The sequence below is a fragment of the Devosia sp. LC5 genome, assembly GCF_000735585.1.
Lineage (GTDB): Bacteria > Pseudomonadota > Alphaproteobacteria > Rhizobiales > Devosiaceae > Devosia.
Map to the genome: position 1 here is coordinate 63,635 of NZ_JNNO01000047.1, position 21,939 is coordinate 85,573.

Here is a 21,939-nt window from a genome sequence, read left to right on the forward strand (position 1 = left end):
CGGGGGTGGCAATGGCGGGGTGGGAAGAGCAGGGATGCTTGGACTACTTCCAGCCTGGCGGCGGACCCAGGTCGGGCAATTCATAGAAGGCGCGCACCACGTCCCAGCCCTGCTGGGCAGTATCGACCAATGTAAACAGGTCCGGATCGCTGGGGGCGATGGTGCCGGCTTCGGCCAGCGCTTCGAAATTGATGACCTTGCCCCAGAATTCGGCACCGAACAGCAGCAACGGAATGCGCTCCATGCGACCCGTCTGGATCAGGGTGAGGGTTTCAAAGAACTCGTCCAGTGTGCCGAAACCGCCGGGGAAAATGGCCACGACCTTGGCGCGCAGCAGGAAATGGATTTTGCGCGTGGCGAAATAGTGGAAATTGAAGCTGAGCTCGGGCGTGACGAAAAGATTGGGCGCCTGTTCGTGCGGCAGCACGATATTAAGCCCGATCGATTGGGCACCCAGGTCCGCCGCCCCGCGATTGCCCGCTTCCATGACACCCGGGCCGCCGCCGGTGACCACGACGAATTCCTTGTCATCGAGGCTATTGGAGGTCATGGCCGCCAATTGGGCGAAGCGGCGGGCTTCGTCGTAATAACGCGAGGCGAGTTCGAGATTTTTCTTCTGCGTCTCGTTTTTGGCCGCCCAGGCCGGCTTGCCGGGCTCGGGAATTCGCGCGCCGCCGAACAGCACGACGGTCGAATTGATGCCATGCTCATGCAGGCGCTGCTCGGTCTTTTGATATTCGAGCTGGAAGCGGATGCCGCGGGTATCCTCGGAGGTGAGGAAATCATCGTCGGCAAAGGCGAGGCGGAAGGCCGGCGACTGGGTCTGGGGCGTCTGCGGAGCCCTCTTGGAGGCGGCAACGTCCTGTTCGGATGTGCGCAACGGGGTGGGGCGGCGTTTGGCCATAGGAGCTCCGGCAGGTGCAGTCCGATTCGATGGGACCCGATTACCCCGCCCGGCCATGGCGGTAAAGCGCAAGCTGGCGGCGCACGGACTTGTCATTGGCCGATCGTAGTGGCGGACCGCGACTTTCGCCTGGCGGCGGCGCAGCGTCCTGGAGGGTTATCCGGCCACAATTGCGCGCGCTTTGATGCGGCATAAGCTGGCTTGCTGTGAAAGCAGGGGCGGGAGCTTGGGCCAGTTTACGAGTTTGGAAGCGCGCATCGACGCGGCGGCACATGCGGTGCTGGCGCGGCTAGCACGCGGGCGGCTGGCCGATGGGGCGGTGGAATTTCTGGTCTTCGGGCTGAAACAGGCCTGGGCGTGCCTGTTCGGCGGGCTGATGCTGGGAATGATCCTGGCGACGCGGCTGTGGTGGCCAGAGATCGGGCTGGCGCGTTACGATTTCTGGTTTTTGGCAGCGCTACTGATCCAGATCGGCATGCTGGTATTTCGGCTGGAAACGCTGAGCGAAGCCAAGGTGATCCTGATCTTTCATGTGGTGGGAACCGGCATGGAGCTGTTCAAGACAGCGGCCGGATCGTGGATTTATCCCGAGGAGGCGCTGTTCCGGATCGGTGGCGTGCCGCTGTTTTCGGGTTTCATGTATGCCTGTGTGGGCTCCTATATGGCGCGCATCCAGCGGATTTTCGACATCCGATTTTCGCACTATCCGCCAATATGGATGACGATGCTGCTGGCCCTGGCCATATATATCAACTTCTTTTCGCACCACTTCATTTTCGATTTCCGCTGGGTTCTGTTCGCGGTGTTGGCCCTGCTCTACTTCCGCAGTTCCATGCATTACCGGGTGTTCCGCTTCCGCCACCGCATGCCCATGCTGTTGGCATTCCTGCTGGTCGCCCTGTTCATCTGGATCGGGGAGAATATCGGCACCTGGTCGCGAGCCTGGATCTATCCCGACCAGGCCGATGGCTGGTCGCTGGTGAGCTGGAGCAAGCTGGGCTCTTGGTATCTGCTGATGCTGATCTCGGTGGTGCTGGTGACGCTGGTGCACCCGCCCAGAGCGTATCAACAAGTGTCCTGAGGCCTTGCCAAGGGCACATTTTGTTCGCATATAGCGGTCGGGAGGTTGGCGCGGACGTGTTCCTCGCCAACCGGGTCAGGTCCGGAAGGAAGCAGCCCCAACGAGACCTTCACGGGTCGTTGCCAGCCTCCTACTGTGTTTTCCTGTGGCGTTCGGTCCGGTAAGGCCGGTATGCACTTTTGCTGGAAACGCTGCCATGCCTATGATGGCCAAATGGCTTTAGGCAGATTCCACTTAACCGATGCGGAAGGGCACGATGGCTGACGCTGCGACATCGCCCTATCTCGTGCTCGCCCGCAAATATCGCCCGCGTGACTTCACCACCCTGGTCGGCCAGGACGCCATGGTGCAGACGCTGGGCAATGCCTTTGCGCAAAACCGTATCCACCATGCCTTTATCCTGACCGGTGTGCGCGGCGTGGGCAAAACCACGACGGCGCGCATTCTGGCGCGGGCGTTCAATTATGAAGATGCCAGCGGGCCGCACCCCACGCTTGACCTGGGCGTGGAAGGCGAGCATTGCCGCGCCATTATCGAGGGGCGGCATGTCGACGTCATCGAGATGGACGCTGCATCCAATACCGGCATCAACGATATCCGCGAAATCATCGACTCGGTGAAATATGCGCCGGCCTCGGCACCCTATAAGGTCTATGTGATCGACGAGGTGCACATGCTCTCCACGGCCGCCTTTAACGGGCTGCTGAAGACGCTGGAAGAGCCGCCGCCCTATGTGAAATTCATCTTCGCCACCACCGAAATCCGCAAGGTGCCGGTGACGATTTTGAGCCGCTGCCAGCGGTTTGACCTGCGGCGGATTACCCCCGAAATCATGTCGGGATATCTCGAATCGATCCTGGCGCAGGAAGGCATCGGGTTTGAGCCCGAGGCGCTGGCGATGATCGTGCGGGCGGGCGAAGGCTCGGCGCGCGATAATCTGAGCCTGCTCGACCAGGCGATCGCCCATGGCAATGGCACGGTAACGGCGGCGACCGTCAAGGCCATGCTGGGGCTGGGTGACCGGGCGCGGATCATCGACCTGTTCGAAGAAATTCTGAGCGGACGCGTTGGTGACGCCATCGAGACCATGCGGGCGCTTTACGACATGGGCGCCGATCCGCAGACGCTGATTGCCGATCTGGCCGATTTCACCCATTTGGTCACCCGCATCAAAGTGGTGCCGGCGGCGGCCGAGGATATGTCGCTGACGCCCGACGAGCGGGTGCGCGGGGCTGAATTTGCCGGCAAGCTCTCGATGCGGGCGCTGACGCGGGCCTGGCAGATCTTGTTCAAAGGGCATGACGAGGTGGCGCGGACCAATAATGGCTTGCAGGCCGCCGAAATGGCGCTGATCCGGCTGGCCTATGCCGCCGATCTGCCGAGCCCCGACGACCTGATCGCCAAGCTGAGCAACCAGCCGGCGCCGGCCCCTAGCCTGCCGCAAGGCAATGGTATGATGCCGCGGGGGCCCTCGGGCGGCTCCAATGCCATGCGCGTTGAAGCGCCGCAGATCGTGCGTACGGAAGCGGTGGCACCGCAGCCGGGGCAGCCGCAGGCGTCCTTGCAGCCGCAAGTGGCGCCCAAGCCGTTGGCGGCGCCGGCCTTGGCGAGCGTGGGCAGCTACAAGGATTTGATCGCACTGGCGGGCGCCAAGCGCGACATTATCGTACGCATGGCGTTGGAAGGCTCGATGCGGCCGGTTTCATTCGAGCAGGGGCGGATCGAGGTGGCGCTGGCCGACGGGGCGGACCCCGGCATTATCGCTACGCTTTCGGCCCGGCTGCAGGCCTGGACGGGCGAGCGCTGGCTGATCACCGTTTCGAGCAAGCCGCCCGAGGGGCTGACGCTCAAGCAGGAACAAGCCAAAAAGGTCGAAGCGGCACATGCGGCGGCTCATGAGGATCCGCTGGTCAAAGCAATTCTCGAAACATTTCCCGGGGCCAAGGTGGTCAATGTGACCGTGCGCGAGGAGGCCGCCGCAGCGGCGCCTGACGTGCCGCCGCCCCCGCCAGAAGAGGACGACGAATGAAAGACATTATGGGCATGATGAAGGCCGCCAGCGAGATGAAAGGCAAGATGGAGGCCATGCAGGCCGACCTCGCCAATCTGGTCGTGGAAGGCCGTTCGGGCGGCGGGCTGGTTGTGGTTTCGCTGTCGGGCAAGGGTGACCTTAAGGGCGTCAAGATCGACCCGAGCCTGTTCAAGGAAGACGATGTCGAGGTGCTCGAGGATTTGATCGTGGCGGCACATGCCGATGCCAAGACCAAGAGCGAAGCCGAGATGCAGCAACGCATGGCGGAAGTGACATCGGGCCTGCCGATCCCGCCGGGCATGAAATTTCCGTTTTAGGGGTTTGGTTCTTGGCCTGCGCGTCCTTCCCTCTCCCCTTGAGGGAGAAGGTGCCCGAAGGGCAGATGAGGGGTCTTTCCTCGGTATTGAAGCATGGCGTGGCACAGTGCCCCCACCCCGGCCTCCCCCAGGAAGCGAGGGGTGACTTGGTAGATTGGACGGCATAGTGCGACGACCTCGTGGTTCGACAGGCTCACCATGAGGTCTACTCGCGGAACCATATTCACAGTAGACCTCATCCTGAGCTTGTCGAAGGACGAGGTCGTGGCAAGAAATGAGCATTATGGCTTCCGGCGGACCCGAGATTGAACAATTGATCCAGTTGCTGGCGCGGTTGCCGGGGCTGGGGCCGCGGTCGGCCCGGCGGGCTGTGTTGCAGCTGATCAAGAAAAAAGAGCAGCTGATGATCCCGCTTTCGGCGGCGCTGGACCGGGCAGTGATTGCGGTGCGCAGCTGCGAAGTGTGCGGCAATGTCGATACGGTAAGCCCCTGCTCGATCTGCGCCGATCCGCGCCGCAATGAGAGCGGCATGCTGATCGTGGTGGAAGATGTCGCCGATCTTTGGGCGCTGGAACGCGCCGGGGTTGGGGCGGTTAAATATCACGTGCTGGGCGGCGTATTATCGCCGCTGGATGGCGTGGGACCGGAAGATCTGACGATTGAGGCACTGCTGGCGCGGGCTGCGGAATTCCGCGAGATCGTGCTGGCAGTCAATGCCACGGTCGAGGGGCAGACCACAGCGCATTATATTACCGATCGGCTGGCCGGATCGGGCGCCAAGGTAACCCGCCTCGCCCACGGCGTGCCGGTGGGCGGGGAGCTGGATTATCTCGATGAAGGCACGCTGAGCCAGGCGCTCAAGGCGCGAACGGAAATCTAGGCCAGGGCTTGCTTGAACAGGCCGACGGTGCGCGACCAGGCGAGGTCCGTATCCGGGGCTGCCCGGCAGAGTCGCGTTCAGTCATGGTCTGTCCTCCTCTGGAGGGCAGTATAGGGCCGCCTATAGGCCAGCAGCATGACCATCGCGGAACTATTATGGGACATGGGACATGGAAATCTGGCCCGGCGTTTCATTCCCCACTGAGTCAGCCGGGCCTAGTGCATATCCTTTTCCGGGTGGAATTCGTCGCTGCCGTCCCATGGGGTTTCCTCGATGGGGCCCAGGTCGTCCTCCTCGAAGAATTCTTCTTCCGGATCGCCTTCGATGGCCTGGCGGGCCTCCTCGTCGTCAGGTGAGAGCGCGTCCAGATGATCATCTGGATTGCGGTCGAGCGGGGCGTCGAGATCAGCATAATCACTGGTATCGTCGGCATTGGCGATTGTGGCGCTTAGCTCATCGATGGCGCGGTCGAGTTCGTCAAGCATGGCCGCGGGGTCCTGATCACCCCAATCGCCGCTTTCGCGAATACTCGCTTCTTCGCGCAATTCGCGCAGGCGGGCCAGCCGCTCCATGGCGGGGCGGTCATCGCCATAGAGCAGGTCTTCGATTTCGCTCTGGCTATAGGGCTGGGCGATGCCAGGCTGGTCGGCATTATCGAAATTGGTCTGTTGCGGCACCATGGTGCCGTGATGGTCATGATGCTGAGCCATTGTCGTCTCCCATGTTGAACAGTTGCCTGGCTGTACAACGCGGGGCGTGGCCAGAGGTTCGAGGGGAATGCGACAAAGTCAGGAGAGGTCGCCGGGCTCCTCGCCGACGAGGCGCAGCACGCGCACATCCTCGGCGCCGCCGTCCCAGCCGGAAGGCAACTGCTTGCTGGATTTGGCGCCTAGCTCGCGCAGCATCTCAACCTGGCGGACGACGCTGCCCTTGCCGGACAATTGGCCTTTGGCGTCGGCGAAGCTCTGCTGGGCGCGATCGATATGGGTGCCCATCTTGTCCATGGTGGCCAGGAACCCCACGACCTTGTCGTAGAGGCTGCCGGCGCGGGAAGCGATTTCCTCGGCATTCTGGTGGCGCTTTTCGATGTCCCACACATTGCGCACGGTGCGCAGCACGGTCATCAGCGTGGTCGGCGTGGTCAGCATGACGCCGCGACTCATGCCAAATTCCACCAATTGCGGGTCGGCTTGCATGGCGGTGGCTAAGGCGGACTCGATGGGCACGAACATCATCACGAAATCCATCTTGGACTGCGCGTGACGCTGATAGGTCTTTTCGCCCAGGGTGCGGATATGGGTGCGGATCGAGGTGATATGGGCCTGCAAATGCTGCTGGCGGGTATCGTCCTCGCTTGAGGTATAGGCCTCAAAGGCAGTCAGCGAGACCTTGGAATCGATGACCAGCCGGTCGTTGTTGGGCATCAGCACTTCGACATCGGTGCGAACGCGCGAACCATCTTCGGCGGTGTGGCTCTGCTGGGTGACAAATTGCTCGCCTTCGCGCAGACCGGAGCGCTCCAGAATGGTAGAGAGGATCATCTCACCCCAGGCACCCTGGGATTGGGCATTGCCCTTGAGGGCGCGGGTGAGATTGTTGGCTTCGGCAGTGATCTGCAGATTGCTGGCGGCGAGAGCGCGGATCTGCTCGGCCATGGTAGTGCGGTCGCGCGAGAGATCGCCCTGGAACTCGACGATCTTGTCGTTGAGCGGCTTGAGCAGCACATCGACCTGCTCGCGGTTCTGTTTGGTGAACGTCTCGCTATGGCTCTTGAGCACGTCGCCGGCGATGGATTTGAATTCGTCGGTCATCTGCTGGCGGGCATCGAGGAAGCGGGCCAGGTTCGCCTCTGCCTGCTTGGCCTGTTCGGCCATGCGGGCGCGCAGGGCCGAAACTTCGGTCAACAGCTCAGCGGTTTTTTCACGTTCCTTGTCGAGCAGGTCAACACCCCGCTCGCGCTCGACGCGCACCTGATGGTCCAGCGCTTGGATGCGGGCGTCGCGATCGGCGAGCTGTTCGAGGAAGCTGGTGCGCAATTGCTCGGCCGCAAATTGGCCGGCCGCCTCGGCGCGGCGGGCGCTGGCCCGCATGGCGCCCAGCAGCAGACCAACGATGAGCAGCGCGACCAAAGCCGCTGCGCCGATGGCGGCCTGGGCCGTGGTGACCGGCACATCGCCAATGGTGAAAAGCAGAGTATCCATCCGAATCTTTTAAGCCGATTCGCCTGTTCGCGAAATGTTCTAGACGCGAAGGTCCCCTGGAGTTGACCCAGAGGCGGAAAATACCATATCGAAAGGCAAATCCTGTTTCGCTGGACATTCACCCATGGCTATCCGCCCCATTCTTGTCATTCCCGATGCGCGCCTGCGCGCCGTTGCCGACCCCATCATCGAGGTCGATGACGAGATCAAGACGCTGGCCAAGGACATGCTCGACACCATGTATGACGCGCCAGGCATTGGCCTGGCCGCGCCGCAAATCGGGGTGATGAAGCGCATCGTGGTGATGGATCTAGCGCCCGAAGGGGAAACGCCTGATCCGATGGTGCTGATCAATCCCGAAATCACCAAGTTCGGCGAGGAAATGCAGGTGACCGAGGAAGGGTGCCTGTCCATTCCCGAGCTGTTCTACGAGGTGGAGCGGCCCAATGCGGTAACGGTGAAATATACCGATCTGGATGGCAAGGAAGTCACCCGGGATGCCGAGGGGAAACTGGCCGTGTGCATTCAGCATGAACTCGATCACCTCGATGGCGTACTCTATATCGATTATCTGAGCCGGCTGAAGCGCGATCGGGTGATCAAGAAATTTGATAAGGCTGCCAAGCGGATGGCTGGGTAGTGCCACGACCTCGTGGTTCGACAGGCTCACCATGAGGTCTGCTGAGACAGTGCGGCCTATCCCGTAGACCTCATCCTGAGCTTGTCGAAGGGGAGGTCGTGCCACCGGAGTAGTTGTCTATGCGCGTCGTATTCATGGGTACGCCCGAATTTTCCGTGCCCACGCTGACCGAGATCGTCTCTTCGGGGCACGAAGTGGTGGCGGTCTATACGCGGGCGCCCAAGCCGGCAGGGCGCGGGCAGGCCGAGCGCAAATCGCCGGTGCATGAGGCTGCCGAGGGGTTTGGCATTCCGGTGTTTACGCCCCGCTCGCTCAAGGGGCTGGATGAACAGGGTGTGTTTGCGCTGCATGATGCAGACGTCGCCATTGTCGTGGCCTATGGGCTGCTGCTGCCCAAGGCGATCCTCGAGGCGCCGCGCATGGGGTGTCTCAACCTGCATGGATCGCTCCTGCCACGCTGGCGGGGCGCTGCGCCGATCCAGCGGGCGGTGATGGCGGGCGATAGCCAGACCGGCGTCATGGTAATGCAAATGGATGAGGGGCTCGATACCGGCGCGGTGGCTCTGGGCGAGGTCATTCCCATTGGGCCGGACATGACTTCTGGCGAATTGCACGACCAGATGATGCGGGTGGGTGCGGACCTGATGGGTCGGGCGCTGGCAGCGCTGGAGCGGGGGAGCCTCGATTTCAAACCGCAGCCCGAAGACGGCGTGACCTATGCCAAAAAGATCGAAAAGGCCGAAAGCCGGATCGACTGGTCGCGGCCGGCAAGCGAGGTGCATAACCATATTCGCGGGCTGTCGCCCTTTCCGGGGGCCTGGTTCGAGGTGGAATTGGGCGGCAAGCCGGTGCGGGTCAAGGTGTTGCGGCCGAGCCTGGCCCAGGGATCGGGGGCGCCGGGGAGCGTATTGGGGGATTTGACCATTGCCTGCGGCAGTGGCGCCGTACGTCTGGTACAGGTGCAGCGCGAGGGCAAGTCGGCCATGGATGCGGCGACGTTCCTGCGCGGCGTTGGGACCATGCCGGGGATCGTCCAGTAGCCATGCCGCGCTACAAGCTTACAGTGGAATATGACGGAACCCCGTTCTCTGGCTGGCAGCGGCAGACGAGCCGGCCGAGTGTGCAGCAGGCGCTGGAAGAAGCAATCGAACGGTTTTCTGGCGAAGCCGTGACGACGCAAGCGGCGGGGCGGACCGATGCGGGCGTGCATGGGCTGGGCCAGGTGGTACATTTTGACCTCAGCAAGGGCTGGGACCCGTTCCGCATTCGCGAGGCACTGAATTATCATTTGCGCCCCGACCCGGTGGCGATCATCCTCGCCGAGGCGGTGGGGGATGATTTCGAGGCACGGTTTTCGGCCAAAGCGCGGCATTACGAATATCGCATCCTCAACCGGCGGGCGCCGCCGGTGATCGAGCGCAATCATGTGTGGCACCTGCCCATGCCGCTCGATGCCGATGCGATGGACCATGCCGCCGGGATGATCCTGGGGACGCACGACTTTACCACGTTCCGCTCAGCGGAATGCCAGGCCAAGTCACCGCTGCGCACGCTCGACGCTTTTGCGGTACGGCGGGAGACAGAGCATATCGTGATCACGGCCAGTGCACGGAGCTTTCTGCACCATCAGGTGCGGTCCATGGTGGGCTCGCTCAAGCTGGTGGGCGAAGGCAAGTGGAAGCCGCGGGATCTACGGGCGGCGCTGGATGCCAGGGATCGCAAGCGGTGTGGCGCCATGGCGCCGTCGGATGGGCTATACCTGACGCGGGTAGACTATTAGACCGCTGGGGTTGGCGGGACGAAAAGGATCGCCACGACGGCCAGCGCCAGGAACACTCCGACGGCTTGCGAGACGAACAGAATACCGATCTGCAACGGCGTCAGGGTGACGATGAAGCGGCCGATATTGATGAAGGTCGCCAGCGCCAGGATGACCACGAGGGCGAGTATGACGACGCCCAGCGGCCCCAATAGCGTCGAAAGCAGCAGCAAGACGGCCGAAGCCAGGGTGACCCAATTGGACGCAACCAGATAAGGTATGAAGCCATCCTGCCGGCCCATCTGGCGCAGGGCGACAAAGCCGGTGGCCGCTTGCGCAGCGAAGAGCACGGCATTGACGACGATGGATTGGGTGGCGGCGCCCGCGGGCAGCGGCACACCGATCAGCACCGGGCCGAAGCCGGCCAGGCCAATTGCGATGGTGGTGGCGATGAGACTGCCGATAAGGCCGCGCTGACTGAAATCGAACCAGGTGGGCGCCTGCCGATCACCGGTCAGCAGGGCAAAGCAGCCACGTGCCGCGTTCATCAGTTCTTCGAGAAAGGTCGAGGTCGATTGGGCCAAAAGCTGTCTCGGGGCTAGATGGGAGGAGTGGCAGGGTTGGACAGCATGTAAAGCGTCACCGGCATGCCGACAAGCAGCAGCACGGTCAAAACTGCAAAGGCGAGGGAAATGCCGAGGCTCCAGGTGGTCGCCACACGGGCCAGACGATAGAGCAGATAGCCCAGCGCGATCCAGAGCAGCAGCAGGACCGGGCCGCCGATCAGCGAGAGTATCGCGCCAGCAAGCAGGTAGAAAACCAGCACATAAGTGCCCGGCACCATGAGATCGAGCATGGGCTGGGCAGACTTGAGAGCCGCCTTGGTACCCTGAATGGCGAGGGCCAACGCGGCCAGCGACAGGCCCTGCACGATGAGTGCACTGGCAATGCCGGGCAGGCCCGGCATGCCGATATTCATCGAGGCAAAGGCCACCGCGAGGAAGGCGAAGAAGAAGTAGATCAGGATCGCCGTGACCAACCCCGGCGCGGTGAAAGCGAAATGGGCGCGCCAATCGGCGTCGCCGCGGGCGATTCTGATCCAGCCGGCAAAGGCATTGGCGAGGGCGGCCCAGAGCTTCATGCAGCGGGCCCTGCGAAAAAGCGTGTCATGAAGGCGCGGTAGATTTCAGTGAGACCGGTGAGGTCATCGAGCGCGATGTGTTCGTCGGCCTTGTGCATGGAGGGGCCGACAAGCCCGCATTCGACCACCGGGCCATGCTGGGCGATGAAACGGGCGTCGGATGTGCCGCCGCCGGTCGAAAGCTCGGGGCGGCGGCCGGTGATCGATTCGATGGTGCTGGCGAGAGTTTCCACATCGGCGCTCAGCGGGGAGAGGAAAGAGCGCGAAGGCGTGCCCGCTATCTCGAAGCGCACCTTGCTCTCACCTTTATCGACGCCGGCGATACGGTCACGCACCCATTCGGCCAGGGTATCGGGCGTCCAAAGATCGTTGTAGCGAATGTTGAAGCGGAGTGTGCCACGCGCCGGAATGACGTTGGAAACGGGATTACCGACGTCGATGGTGGTGACTTCGAGATTGCTGGCGGGAAAATGCTCCGTGCCCTGATCGATAGGCGTATCGCTGAGCGCGGCGACGATGCGGGCCAGCGTGGGCAGGGGATTGTTCGCCTTATGCGGATAGGCGACATGCCCCTGGATGCCCTCGACAGTTATGAGGCCGGAAAAGGAGCCGCGCCGGCCAATCTTGATGCTGTCGCCAAGCAGGGTGGCCGAGCTGGGTTCCCCCACGATGGCGAAATCGAAGTTGTGCCCCTGCGCTGCAGCCCAGGCCATGAGCTTGTCGGTGCCGTTGATGGCGTCGGCTTCTTCATCATTGGTAATGGCGAGCATGATCGTGCCGGCATCGGCGGGGATGGCAGCGACGGCGGCAACAAAGGCGGCAATACCCGATTTCATGTCGGCGGCGCCGCGGCCATAGAGCTTGCCGTTGGCCTCGCGTGGCGTGAAGGGGTCGGCTGCCCAATCGGAGAGATCGCCGGCAGGCACCACATCGGTATGACCGGCGAACAGTAGACGGCGACCGGCATTGCCGCGGATGGCGAAGATATTGTCGACCGGATAGGAGCCGTCGCCCTCAAAGCGCAGGCGCGTAGCGGCGAAGCCCAGGCCGGTGAGGGACTTATCAAGCAGGTCAAGCGCGCCGGCGGCTTCGGGGGTGACCGAGGGGCAGGCGATCAGTGCCTTGAGAAGCTGGACAGGGTCGTCCGCAGCAATGTCAGTCACGAGACAATCCCACCGGTTGATGATCAGACGGGCCGGATTGGCCATCGGACTGCTGTCACCCGCGCTATCGCCGCCCAGGGAGCAAGACGACACAGCCGGGCCGGAATGTCCGGCGCGCTAAGTTTAGGTGACTCGCGGAATTCCCGCCAGCGGATGATTGGCGGTATCCGAGGCCTCCCAAGGCCGGACGTGTCAGTCGCGCAGCAATTCGTTGATGCCGGTTTTGCTGCGGGTCTGGGCATCGACGGTTTTGACGATGACAGCGCAGTAGAGCGAGGGGCCGGGATTGCCGTTGGGGAGAGGTTTGCCAGGCAGGCTTCCCGAGACGACGACCGAATAGGGCGGCACTTTGCCGATATGGATTTCGCCTGTGGCGCGGTCGACGATCTTGGTGGAGGCGCCGATGAAGACGCCCATGGAGATCACCGCGCCTTCGCCCACAACGACACCTTCGACGACTTCGGAACGCGCGCCGATAAAGCAATTGTCTTCGATGATGACGGGGCCAGCCTGGAGCGGCTCGAGCACGCCGCCAATGCCGACGCCGCCCGAAATGTGGACATTCTTGCCGATCTGGGCGCAGGAGCCAACGGTGACCCAGGTGTCGACCATGGTGTTTTCATCAACGAAAGCGCCCAGATTGACGAAGCTGGGCATGAGGATGACGCCCTTGCCGATATGGGCCGAGTGGCGAACCACGGCACCGGGCACGGCGCGGAAACCGGCCTCGCGGAAGCGATTTTCACCCCAGCCTTCAAACTTGGTGGGCACCTTGTCCCAATAGGAGGAGCCGCCCGGCGCGCCTTCGATGAGCTTGTTGTCATTGAGGCGGAAAGAGAGCAGCACGGCCTTTTTGAGCCATTGATTGACCTGCCATTTGCCGTCGATCTTTTCGGCGACGCGGGCCTGGCCGCTATCGAGCAGAGCCAAAGCCGTCTCGACGGCCTCACGTACCTCGCCTTTGGTCGAGATGTTGATCTCTGCGCGGGCCTCGAAGGCGGCGTCGATTGTGGCGGCGAGATCGGCGTGCGACATCAGTTCATCATCCTCTTGGGCGTTTGGGCGGACCATAGCGGGGAGCGGGATAGTGTCAATCTCGGAGCGGTGGTTAGGCCCTTTTCCCGCCGCAAAGGCGCGGCTAAACAATTGCGGCAGAACCACTTGCCCGAGGGAGCATGGCGTGAACAAACAAGCAGTGACTATTGGCGTGGCGATGGCTTTTGGACTGCTTGGGGGCCAGGCACAGGCGGCCCGCATCCATGGAGAAGCAGCGGCAGCGCTGAGCGAGACCGACACTTATGCGCTCGAAACGGCGGCGGCGGCCTGCAAGGAAGAGGATTTTAGCGCGCTGATGGGCGCCATGGCGATTTCCGATGCGGTGCGCCTCAAATACAGCGCGCCCGAAATCACCGTCGTGAAAGACGGGGCAACGAGCACGGTGGCGAGCGAGGATTATGCCGATTTTCCGATCGGCATGATGGATTATTATTGGGTCAGCCGCGCCTCGATGCAGGCCTGGGACAGTAACCCGGATGTCGAACTGGAATATCTGGATATGGAATTCAACCAGAGCCAGGCCAATCAATGGGCGGTGGATTGGCAGCATGTGCGCTTTGACGGCAATTCGTCGGGCGGAGACGATCAGGGCGAGATCGTGGAACGGATCGGCGAGCCGGGAGTGCTCAGCTTTGAGCCGTTTGATGGGTGCTGGCGGCTGATCGAGGATTATCGTGGGCAGGGCTGAGGCCGGCGGGTCCACTGCGGGATCGGAGTACCCCCTCCTTGCCTCCCCCTATCAGGGGGGCGTTAGGAGGGGGTATCCCTCTAAAGACGTGCTACTTCAGCTCGTTCTTGGGATACACACCAAGCACGCGGAAATAGTCGGTGAAGAAACCCAGTTCCTCGAAAGCATGTTGCACGCCGATGTCGGAGGGGTGACCCTCGATATCAGCGTAGAATTGGGTGGCGGTGAAGGCGCCGCCGACCATGTAGCTTTCGAGCTTGGTCATATTGATGGAATTGGTAGCAAAGCCGCCCATGGCCTTGTAGAGCGCGGCGGGCACGTTGCGGACGCGGAAGACGAAAGTGGTCTTGACGTCGCCGGGGGCGGCGTCCTGCTGTTCGCGCGAGAGCACGAGGAAGCGGGTGGTATTGTGCTCGGCATCTTCGATATTGGAGGCCAGCACGTTGAGGCCGTAAATCTCGCCTGCAAAACGGGAGGCGATGGCCGCGACGGATTTATCGGCCTTCTCGGCGACTTCGCGGGCCGAGCCGGCTGTATCTACTGCATTGATGGTGCGGAAACCGTGATCGGAGATGAATTTGCGGCACTGACCCAAAGCCACAGAAAGCGACTGCACAGATTTGATATCGTCCAGCGTGGCGCCAGGCACAGCGAGCAGGTTCATCTCGACGCGCAGATAGGTCTCCCCAATGATGAAAAGACCGCTTTCGGGCAGCAGATGGTGGATATCGGTGATGCGGCCATAGAGCGAGTTTTCCACGGGCACAACGGCGAAATCGGCCTTGCCGTTTTGCACGGCGGCAATGGTTTCCTCGAACGTGACGCAGCCGATCACCTCGTCATGGGGGAACACATTGGCGGCGGCGGCGTGGCTGAAGGCGCCTGGCTCACCCTGGAAGGCGATCTTTTTCGTCATGACACTGTCCATCGGTCTATCGGCGTCAGGCTTTTGAACCCCGGCGGATCGGGTGTCAATTCGGCCATAGCCGGCACGGTGCATCCGAAGAGGATGGAGGAATTGTCGCAACCGGGCTTTGCCCTGTTGCACCTCACGCCTTTTTGCGACTATCTTCCGCGCGCGTCGGGCCCCTCCGTTGAGGCGATTTCCTTGTGGGATAATCGAAAGTTGGGTGGCACGGCTGACGTCCGCAGGGGATGGACCGGCAGGAAGACCAAATGAATTCGTTCGAGCTTAACAAGATCATGGGCGCCGTTCTGGGCACCCTGTTGTTTGTCATGGGTGTCGGTCTCGTTGCCGAAGCCATTTATCATCCCATCGAAGACCGGGGCCCGGGCTATGCCCTGCCCGAACCTGAGCCGGCCACGGCGGCGGCCGAAGCCGGTCCAGCCGAACCGGAGGTGCCGCTGGGGACGCTCCTGGCCAGCGCCAGTGCCGAGCGCGGCGCAGCGGCGGCGCGGAAATGCCAGTCCTGCCACAATTTCGGCGAGGGCGAGGCCAACAAGACCGGTCCGCATCTTTATGATGTGGTGGGTCGCGCTGAAGGTAGCGTGCCCGACTTCGCTTATTCGGACGGGATGAAGGCGCATCATGACGCCGGCGATACCTGGACCTACGAGAATCTCAACCACTTCCTGGCCGCTCCCAAGGACTATGTCCCCGGCACCAAGATGAACTTTGCCGGTGTGCGCACCGCCGAGGAACGCGCCGATATCCTGGCCTATCTGCAGACGCTGTCGGCTAGCCCCGTGCCATTCCCGGCCGCAGAAGAAGCAGCGCCTGCTGAAGAGGCTGCACCGGCCGACACGGCACCCGCTGAAGAGGCTGCACCTGCTGCTGAGCCTGCCCCGGCTGCCGAACCCGCACCCGCGGCCGAACCGGCAGCAGAGCCAGCGCCCGCTGAAGCAGCGCCGGCCGAGACCGATGCACCGGCCCGGATCAATACGCTTATGCCGCCCGGCTAATAGCGGGGCCGACAATGGCCGCGCCCCGCAGGGAGCGGAAACAATCAGGCCGCGTTCCCAACGGGACGCGGCATTGTCTTGTCGAAAGGGCTGACGATCATGCTGCTGTTGCACCTGTCCGATGTGGATGAGGCCAGTTGGGCCGACAAATTGCGCGCCGCACTGGCGCCCTACCCCGTGGTGCGGCAGGGCGAAGCCTTCGACCCCCAGGACATCCGCTACATCTTTGTGTGGAAGCCCAAACCTGCGGCGTTTGACGGGCTGACCAATCTGAAGGCTATCCTGTCGCTGGGCGCAGGAGTGGATGCGCTGCTCAAGCATCCCGAGCTGCCGGACGTGCCGGTGGTGCGGTTTGTCGACGAGGACCTGAGCCAGCGCATGAGCGATTATGTGGTGGCTCATGTCACCATGCATCAGCGGCTCTATAGCCGTTTCCGGGCGGCGCAGTTTGCGCGGCGCTGGGACCAGCTCTATCCCCCGGCCGCTTCGCAGACCGCGGTGGGCATAATGGGCATGGGCGTCTTGGGGCAGGATGCAGCCAAAAGGCTCAAGCCGCAGGGCTTTGCACTGCGCAGTTGGAGCCGCACACCCAAAGCGATCGAGGGCGTGGAAGGCTTTGCCGGGACAGAGCAGTTCGATGCGTTCCTGGCGGGCACGGACATCCTGGTCAATCTGCTGCCGTTGACTCCTGAAACCACGGGCATTCTCAATTACGAGACCTTTTCCAAGCTACGGCGTGGCGGGCTCGAAGGCGGGCCGGTGATCATCAATGCGGCGCGGGGCGGGCATCAGCGAGAGGCCGATATCGTGCGGGCGCTGGCCGACGGCACGCTGGGCGCGGCAAGCCTTGATGTGTTCGAAACCGAGCCCCTGCCCGCCAACAGCCCGCTCTGGGGAATCGAAAATTGCTACATCACCCCCCATATCGCGGCGATTTCCAGCGAAACGGCCGGGGTTGCGTATTATGCGCGGATCATTGCCGAGCATGAGGCGGGCAAGCCATTGATCAATGTGGTGGATCGGACACGCGGCTACTGACGCGATTGTTATTGGCTAAGCGCCCAGAGGCAGCTGAACCTGACATTCCCGCAACGATTTGGTGCCGCCCGGCCCAGCAAGAGGCAAAGAGGTCCTATGACGGACGCCACAACGCAGCCGCAGAAACTCAAGTTCTACGACCGCCTGAAGCTGGCGACCAAGCACCGGCTGGCCGAACCGATATTGGGGCTGCTATGCTTCCTCGAAGCCAGCATATTGCCGATCTTTCCCGAAATTATGCTGGCGCCGATGATCATCGCCGACCGGAAGCGGGCGTGGCGGCTGGCGACGATCTGCACGGTGACCTCGGTGCTGGGTGGTTTGGCCGGCTATGCGGTGGGCTATTTCCTGTTCGACACAGTGGGCCGCGCCATTATCGCCTTCTATGGCGCAGGCGACGGCTTCGCCTCGCTGATGCAGAGCTTTAACGACAATGGCCCGCTGATGATCCTGATCGGCGCGATCTCGCCCATTCCGTACAAGGTGGTGACCATCACCAGCGGGGTGGCGGGGCTGGACCTGTGGACGTTTGTCTTTTACGGGCTGGTGGGCAGGACGGCGCGCTATTTCGTGCCCTGCGGACTGTTCTATTTCTTCGGCCCAGCGGCCAATCACTTCATCGAAAAGCACAAAATTGTTGCCGGCTGGGCGCTGGTGGCGCTGACGATTGTCGGCTTTGCCGCTGCGCCGCTGGTGTTCCCCAAGGGTGGAGCAGAAACGGGCAGCGTGATCGAGGCGATGGACACCACGACGCCCGACGCCATGCCGGAGGGCTGACTACCGTATTCCGCGCTTAAGCGGCAGCCGCCAATATTGCCCGTTCAGGTCGGCGCCAAAGGAGCGATGGGGCTCTTCGCGTTCGAGGGTGAAGCCGGCGGCCTGGTAGATCTTGCGGGCGGCCGTAAGGCAGTCCTGAGTCCAGAGCAGGATGCTGGAATAGCCGGAGGCGCGAGAGAAGCGGATGGCTTCCTCAACGAGGCGCTTGCCGATGCCGTGGCCGCGGAAGGCGGGTTCGACATAGAGCATGCGCAATTGGGCGACGGCCGGATCGGCGGCCGATGGGACGATAAAGAGCGAGCCGGCCACCTGCCCCGCCATTTCGGCGACCCAGAGCGATTTGGGCGGCGTGGCTGGTGCGGCCTCGTATTCGGAATAGATGCGGGCGATCAGCGCTTCGAACTCGCTATTCCAGCCTTGCTCGAGATGATAGAGCAGGCCCTGGCGATGCACGAGCCAGCCCAGTTCCCCGACGCGGTGGGGGCGCAACAGCATCGGCTCAGCCGGATCTGGTTCGGCCAGGAGCGACTGGATGCGGCGCATAGCGTCGAGCAGATCCCGGCGGCCGAACTCGTCCAGAGGCTCCAATAAACCACTGGCAATGGCGGCATCACTCATTTCATTGAAGCGACGATAGACCGCATCGCCTTCTGGGGTCAGGGCCAAGGGTGACGAGCGCCTGTCGGTAGCCCGGGGCAGTACAGCGACCACACCTTGATCGACGAGTTTCAATGTCAGCCGGCTCATTTGGCCGCGGTCCATATCGAGAGTATCGGCTATGATCGCCGCCGTGGCGTGACCTCGCTTGCCCAGTTCGTAGATCACCCTGGCTTCGGCCAGGCCAAAGGGGCTCTTATGCATGCCTTCTTCGAGCAGGCCGATCACGCGCGTGTAAAAGCGGTTGAAGGCACGAACCTCCGCGACATCGGCACTGATGGACATATTTCATGGCCCCGCTGACTAGTTGATATAGTCAACTAAATAGCTGTCCAAGTCAATTAACTTGCCGGATAGCGCTGCTTGAGTACCCCATAGACGGCGCGGATACCGTGATCGGTGCCGCCCTGGGGGCGGCCAGGACGGGCTTCGGGAGCCCAGGCCATGATATCGAGGTGGACCCAGGCCTTGGCCTTGCTGACAAAGCGCCGCATGAACAGGGCAGCAGTGATGGAGCCGGCAAAGCCGCCGCTGCCGGCATTGTTCACATCGGCGATCTTGGATGACATCATGCCGTCATAGGGCGACCAGAGCGGCATCTGCCAGAGCGGATCGTCAGCACGCAGGCCAGCCGTCATCAGATCGCGCGCCAGGACGTCGTCGGTGGAGTAGAGCGCAGGCAAATCGGGGCCGAGCGCGACGCGGGCAGCGCCGGTCAGGGTGGCCATGTCGATCAGCAGATCCGGGCCTTCCTCGTCGGCGAGGGCCAGCGCATCGGCCAGGATCAGGCGGCCTTCCGCATCGGTATTGCCGATTTCGACAGTGAGACCCTTGCGCGAGGCCAGCACGTCGCCGGGGCGAAAAGAATTGCCGGCAATAGCGTTCTCAACGATCGGTATGAGTACGCGCAGGCGCACGGCAAGGCGGGCCGAGACGATGGCGTGAGCCAGGCCCAGCACATTGGCGGCGCCGCCCATGTCCTTTTTCATCAGCAGCATGCCGGTGGCCGATTTGATGTCGAGCCCGCCGGTATCGAAGGTAACGCCCTTGCCTACCAACGTCACCTTTGGATCGGTGTCGCGGCCCCAGCTCAAATCGAGCAGGCGGGGTGCCTGGGGCGCGGCGCGACCGACGGCGTGGATCATCGGGAAATTGGCGGCGAGCAAGTCATCGCCGACAATGGACGAAACGCTCATGCCCCTGGTGGTTGCGAAGTCGCGGATAGCAGCTTCGAAAGCGTCGGGGCCAAGATCGTTGGTGGGCGTATTGACCAGATCGCGGGCGAGAATCGCGGCTTCCACGAGACGGTCGATTTCGGCGATGTCGGCGCCGGCCGGCGGGACGAGGCCTGGCGCGGGTTCGGCCTTGCGATACCGGGTGAAGCGGTAGGCGCCCAGACGAAAGCCGGCCACGGCCAGGACCGGGTCGCCAAAGGCGCCTTCGAGGTGATAGTCGCCGGCCTGCAGCGTCGCGCCGGCCAGGCCCATGACCAGCGCAGAGCGGTTGGCGGGCTCGCCAATACCGAAAAGATAGCCGGTCACTGCGCCATCATCGCCCGGCAGCGCCAGCAAGCGTCCGCGCTGGCCGGAAAAGCTGTTGGCCGCAGCCCAGGCAAGGTGTGCCGGCGAGAGATTTGCCGCGTCAAGACGCCCCTCTTCAATGACGATGATGGGCAGGGATTGGGCTTGCGACATGGCGGGCTCCGGCAGGGATTTGTGTGTGCATTTGTAGTGGGCGGGCCCTGCGCCCACAACGGCCGAAATGCCGTTTTAACGGGCTGTTAGGGTTAATGATTTATTGCTCGAGGCGGGCGAGACTGCCCGAGGAGTGCCTAGCGTGCTGTCGTCATTGTCCCCCTTGTTCAAGCCCTTGCGCATCGTGCTGCTTGCTGGCGCGGCCTTGGTGGCGATTTCGGCCTGCACCGCTACAAGGGGCCCCGCGCCGGGCTATGCGGCGGGGCAGCCGCAATTGGGCATTGCCGAACTCACGGCACGCTATCGCGCCAATCCCAAGGACAAGGCTACCATTATTCATTATGCCGCCGCGTTACGCGCTGCCGGACAGAGCGGACAGGCCGTGGCGGCGCTCGAGCAAGGCGTCGGCCATTATCCCAATGACCCCGACATTGCAGTGGCCTATGCCAAGGCGCTGACTGCGGACGGGCGGTTCGAGCAATCGCTGGGCGTACTGGAGCGGGTAATCCGGCCCGATGCGCCGGATTGGAATGCGCTCCTGGTCAAGGGGGCGGCGCTGGACCAATTGGGGCGCAATGCCGAAGCGCGGCAGGTTTATGGCCAGGCACTTGTCATGGCGCCGGGCGAGGCGTCGATCGCGGCCAATCTGGGCCTGTCCTATGCCATGACCAATGAGTTGGGCGCCGCCGAACAGCATTTGCGCCGCGCCGCCCAAATGCCGGGCGCAACCAGCAAGATACGGCAAAACCTGGCGCTGATCGTGGGCCTGCAGGGTCGTTTCGATGAAGCGCGCAAGCTCTACGCCGCCGAATTGCCACCCGACCAGGTCGAGAGCAATATGGCCTATGTCCGCTCAATGCTGACCCAGCAGAACCGTTGGGACGCGGTTGCAAAGAGCTAGGCCGGGTAGCTCGAAGGCGGCCTGCAGATCAGGCAAGACGGTGCTTCGCCGAAAATCGCCTAGCCCATACCGCCGCTTGCTGCGCCGCCGGGGCCGAAAATCTTGATCGCGGCCGGGGCCAGGATGACGATGAACAGCACTGGCAGGAAGAACAGGATGAGCGGCACGGTCAGCTTGGGCGGCAGGGAGGCGGCTTTCTTCTCGGCTTCCATCATGCGCGCTTCGCGGCCTTCCTCGGCCATGACGCGCAGGGCCTGACCCACTGAGGTGCCGTAGCGGTCGGCCTGGATCAGCGCAGTCATTACCGAGCGCACATTGTCCAGCCCGACGCGGCGGCCCAGATTGTCATAGGCGCGCGTGCGATCTTCAAGGAAGGACAGTTCGGCCGTCGTCAGGGTCAGCTCTTCAGCCAGCTCGGCGCTTTGCTGGCCGATCTCCCTGGCGACGCGCTTGAAGGCATGTTCCATCGACATGCCCGCCTCAACGCAGAGTAGCAGCAGATCAAGGCAGTCTGGCCAGGCCCGGCGAATGGAGAATTGGCGTTTGCTCGTGGTGTTCTTGAGCAGCAGTACGGGCAGATAAGAGCCAACGATACCCGCACCGATGGAGTAAACCAGGTTGAGATAGAGCGGGCGGCCGCCGGGCGCGAGTACCATCAGATAGAGCGCGGCAAACAGAAATACACCGATCGGAGTGGCAAGGCGCATGAACAGGAACGTCGTCAGATGCCCTTGCCCGCGGAATCCGGCCATAGCGAGCTTGTCGACGGTTGCATCGTCCTGGAATGCCTTTTTGAGGTCCAAACGTTCGACCACTTTTTTCATGTAGGACTTGGTTTCGCCGGCCCGCCTGATGGAGCCGCGCCCTTCCCCGCCATTGGAGGCGAGGCCCCGCAACCGGGCCATTTCCTCGGCGCGCATCTTGTCGCGCTCCAGCGCCACCCGGCGGATGCGCGTCTTCATTTCCGATTTGACGATGAAGGACGAGCCGAAAGTATAGACGATGGCGGCGGCGGAAATAGCCGCCAGAATGGCAATAAGCGATTCCCGCTGGGTCAGCATTTCGACGATGTTCATGACATGCTCCC

23 protein-coding genes and 1 other RNA gene are annotated in these 21,939 nt (G+C 62.6%); 13 read left to right on the top strand and 11 right to left on the bottom strand.

Annotation, left to right across the window (positions count from 1 at the left end; genetic code table 11):
- Nucleotides 1–43: 43 nt before the first annotated feature.
- On the bottom strand, nucleotides 44–904 hold the full coding sequence (locus tag FF80_RS20265) for an LOG family protein (protein WP_035103699.1): 861 nt from the start codon (nucleotides 902–904) through the stop codon (nucleotides 44–46).
- A 226-nt stretch (nucleotides 905–1,130) separates the two neighbouring features.
- On the opposite strand from FF80_RS20265, the gene FF80_RS20270 reads away from it, so the two are divergent.
- The 5 genes from FF80_RS20270 (at nucleotide 1,131) to recR (ending at nucleotide 5,214) form a co-directional block, all read left to right on the top strand.
- Nucleotides 1,131–1,985: a DUF817 domain-containing protein gene (locus FF80_RS20270; RefSeq protein WP_035103701.1), complete on the top strand. Its 855-nt coding sequence runs from the start codon at nucleotides 1,131–1,133 to the stop codon at nucleotides 1,983–1,985.
- A 39-nt stretch (nucleotides 1,986–2,024) separates the two neighbouring features.
- Nucleotides 2,025–2,120, top strand: an RNA gene (gene ffs, locus FF80_RS21525) — signal recognition particle sRNA small type.
- 121 nt (nucleotides 2,121–2,241) lie between these two features.
- The gene (locus tag FF80_RS20275; protein WP_035103703.1) at nucleotides 2,242–4,014 is read left to right on the top strand and encodes a DNA polymerase III subunit gamma/tau; all 1,773 of its coding nucleotides are present in this window, start codon (nucleotides 2,242–2,244) and stop codon (nucleotides 4,012–4,014) included.
- Entirely contained in the window at nucleotides 4,011–4,334 is a 324-nt protein-coding gene (locus FF80_RS20280) for a YbaB/EbfC family nucleoid-associated protein (RefSeq protein ID WP_035103705.1), read from the top strand. Before FF80_RS20275 ends, FF80_RS20280 begins: the two co-directional genes overlap by 4 nt.
- Before the next feature lie 283 nt (nucleotides 4,335–4,617).
- Nucleotides 4,618–5,214: a recombination mediator RecR gene (gene recR, locus FF80_RS20285; protein ID WP_035103847.1), complete on the top strand. Its 597-nt coding sequence runs from the start codon at nucleotides 4,618–4,620 to the stop codon at nucleotides 5,212–5,214.
- Between the two features lie 215 nt (nucleotides 5,215–5,429).
- On the opposite strand, the gene FF80_RS20290 is transcribed toward recR, so the two are convergent.
- Both FF80_RS20290 and FF80_RS20295 read right to left on the bottom strand, forming a co-directional pair.
- Nucleotides 5,430–5,924: a hypothetical protein gene (locus tag FF80_RS20290; protein ID WP_035103706.1), complete on the bottom strand. Its 495-nt coding sequence runs from the start codon at nucleotides 5,922–5,924 to the stop codon at nucleotides 5,430–5,432.
- 78 nt (nucleotides 5,925–6,002) lie between these two features.
- Nucleotides 6,003–7,415 (bottom strand): DNA recombination protein RmuC, encoded by a 1,413-nt coding sequence (locus tag FF80_RS20295; protein ID WP_052153808.1) that lies wholly within the window; start codon nucleotides 7,413–7,415, stop codon nucleotides 6,003–6,005.
- A gap of 124 nt (nucleotides 7,416–7,539) precedes the next feature.
- Between FF80_RS20295 and def the strand changes: the two genes are divergently transcribed.
- The 3 genes from def to truA all read left to right on the top strand — a co-directional run bounded on the left by def (nucleotide 7,540) and on the right by truA (nucleotide 9,835).
- Nucleotides 7,540–8,055 (top strand): peptide deformylase, encoded by a 516-nt coding sequence (gene def / locus FF80_RS20300; protein WP_035103707.1) that lies wholly within the window; start codon nucleotides 7,540–7,542, stop codon nucleotides 8,053–8,055.
- Between the two features lie 119 nt (nucleotides 8,056–8,174).
- Nucleotides 8,175–9,095, top strand: a complete 921-nt coding sequence (gene fmt, locus FF80_RS20305; RefSeq protein ID WP_035103709.1) for a methionyl-tRNA formyltransferase — start codon at nucleotides 8,175–8,177, stop codon at nucleotides 9,093–9,095.
- A gap of 2 nt (nucleotides 9,096–9,097) precedes the next feature.
- Nucleotides 9,098–9,835, top strand: a complete 738-nt coding sequence (truA, locus tag FF80_RS20310) for a tRNA pseudouridine(38-40) synthase TruA (protein ID WP_035103711.1) — start codon at nucleotides 9,098–9,100, stop codon at nucleotides 9,833–9,835.
- Here the strand turns inward: truA and FF80_RS20315 are convergent.
- From FF80_RS20315 to dapD, 4 genes are all read right to left on the bottom strand, one after another.
- On the bottom strand, nucleotides 9,832–10,398 hold the full coding sequence (locus tag FF80_RS20315; protein ID WP_035103713.1) for a hypothetical protein: 567 nt from the start codon (nucleotides 10,396–10,398) through the stop codon (nucleotides 9,832–9,834). The two genes, truA and FF80_RS20315, sit on opposite strands and share 4 nt — an antisense overlap.
- Before the next feature lie 14 nt (nucleotides 10,399–10,412).
- Complete coding sequence (locus tag FF80_RS20320) at nucleotides 10,413–10,955, bottom strand: hypothetical protein (protein ID WP_035103715.1); 543 nt, start codon at nucleotides 10,953–10,955, stop codon at nucleotides 10,413–10,415.
- A complete protein-coding gene (dapE, locus tag FF80_RS20325; protein ID WP_035103852.1) occupies nucleotides 10,952–12,118 on the bottom strand; it encodes a succinyl-diaminopimelate desuccinylase in 1,167 nt (388 codons plus the stop codon). The genes FF80_RS20320 and dapE overlap by 4 nt, the downstream gene beginning before the upstream one ends.
- Before the next feature lie 192 nt (nucleotides 12,119–12,310).
- Nucleotides 12,311–13,153, bottom strand: coding sequence for a 2,3,4,5-tetrahydropyridine-2,6-dicarboxylate N-succinyltransferase (gene dapD / locus FF80_RS20330; RefSeq protein WP_035103717.1), 843 nt, complete (start codon nucleotides 13,151–13,153; stop codon nucleotides 12,311–12,313).
- Between the two features lie 145 nt (nucleotides 13,154–13,298).
- Here dapD and FF80_RS20335 point away from each other — a divergent pair, with 145 nt between their 5' ends.
- Nucleotides 13,299–13,862 (top strand): hypothetical protein, encoded by a 564-nt coding sequence (locus tag FF80_RS20335; RefSeq protein ID WP_152558452.1) that lies wholly within the window; start codon nucleotides 13,299–13,301, stop codon nucleotides 13,860–13,862.
- Between the two features lie 91 nt (nucleotides 13,863–13,953).
- Here the strand turns inward: FF80_RS20335 and FF80_RS20340 are convergent, their stop codons facing one another.
- Nucleotides 13,954–14,778 (bottom strand): prephenate dehydratase, encoded by an 825-nt coding sequence (locus FF80_RS20340; RefSeq protein WP_035103721.1) that lies wholly within the window; start codon nucleotides 14,776–14,778, stop codon nucleotides 13,954–13,956.
- Nucleotides 14,779–15,038: 260 nt separating this feature from the next.
- Here FF80_RS20340 and FF80_RS20345 point away from each other — a divergent pair, with 260 nt between their 5' ends.
- The 3 genes from FF80_RS20345 (at nucleotide 15,039) to FF80_RS20355 (ending at nucleotide 17,600) form a co-directional block, all read left to right on the top strand.
- A complete protein-coding gene (locus FF80_RS20345; RefSeq protein ID WP_035103724.1) occupies nucleotides 15,039–15,785 on the top strand; it encodes a cytochrome c family protein in 747 nt (248 codons plus the stop codon).
- Nucleotides 15,786–15,863: 78 nt separating this feature from the next.
- Complete coding sequence (locus FF80_RS20350; RefSeq protein WP_052153809.1) at nucleotides 15,864–16,823, top strand: glyoxylate/hydroxypyruvate reductase A; 960 nt, start codon at nucleotides 15,864–15,866, stop codon at nucleotides 16,821–16,823.
- A gap of 96 nt (nucleotides 16,824–16,919) precedes the next feature.
- A complete protein-coding gene (locus FF80_RS20355) occupies nucleotides 16,920–17,600 on the top strand; it encodes a YqaA family protein (RefSeq protein ID WP_081917579.1) in 681 nt (226 codons plus the stop codon).
- Here the strand turns inward: FF80_RS20355 and FF80_RS20360 are convergent, their stop codons facing one another.
- Together FF80_RS20360 and FF80_RS20365 are read right to left on the bottom strand one after the other, a co-directional pair.
- Nucleotides 17,601–18,542 carry a helix-turn-helix domain-containing GNAT family N-acetyltransferase gene (locus tag FF80_RS20360; protein ID WP_035103726.1) on the bottom strand — a complete coding sequence of 314 codons (942 nt, stop codon included), beginning with the start codon at nucleotides 18,540–18,542 and terminating at the stop codon, nucleotides 17,601–17,603.
- A gap of 56 nt (nucleotides 18,543–18,598) precedes the next feature.
- Nucleotides 18,599–19,951 carry a leucyl aminopeptidase family protein gene (locus tag FF80_RS20365; protein ID WP_035103728.1) on the bottom strand — a complete coding sequence of 451 codons (1,353 nt, stop codon included), beginning with the start codon at nucleotides 19,949–19,951 and terminating at the stop codon, nucleotides 18,599–18,601.
- A 142-nt stretch (nucleotides 19,952–20,093) separates the two neighbouring features.
- Between FF80_RS20365 and FF80_RS20370 the strand changes: the two genes are divergently transcribed.
- Nucleotides 20,094–20,852 carry a tetratricopeptide repeat protein gene (locus FF80_RS20370; protein WP_160172867.1) on the top strand — a complete coding sequence of 253 codons (759 nt, stop codon included), beginning with the start codon at nucleotides 20,094–20,096 and terminating at the stop codon, nucleotides 20,850–20,852.
- Nucleotides 20,853–20,911: 59 nt separating this feature from the next.
- Here the strand turns inward: FF80_RS20370 and FF80_RS20375 are convergent, their stop codons facing one another.
- A complete protein-coding gene (locus FF80_RS20375) occupies nucleotides 20,912–21,928 on the bottom strand; it encodes a type II secretion system F family protein (protein WP_035103733.1) in 1,017 nt (338 codons plus the stop codon).
- Nucleotides 21,929–21,939 lie beyond the last annotated feature (11 nt).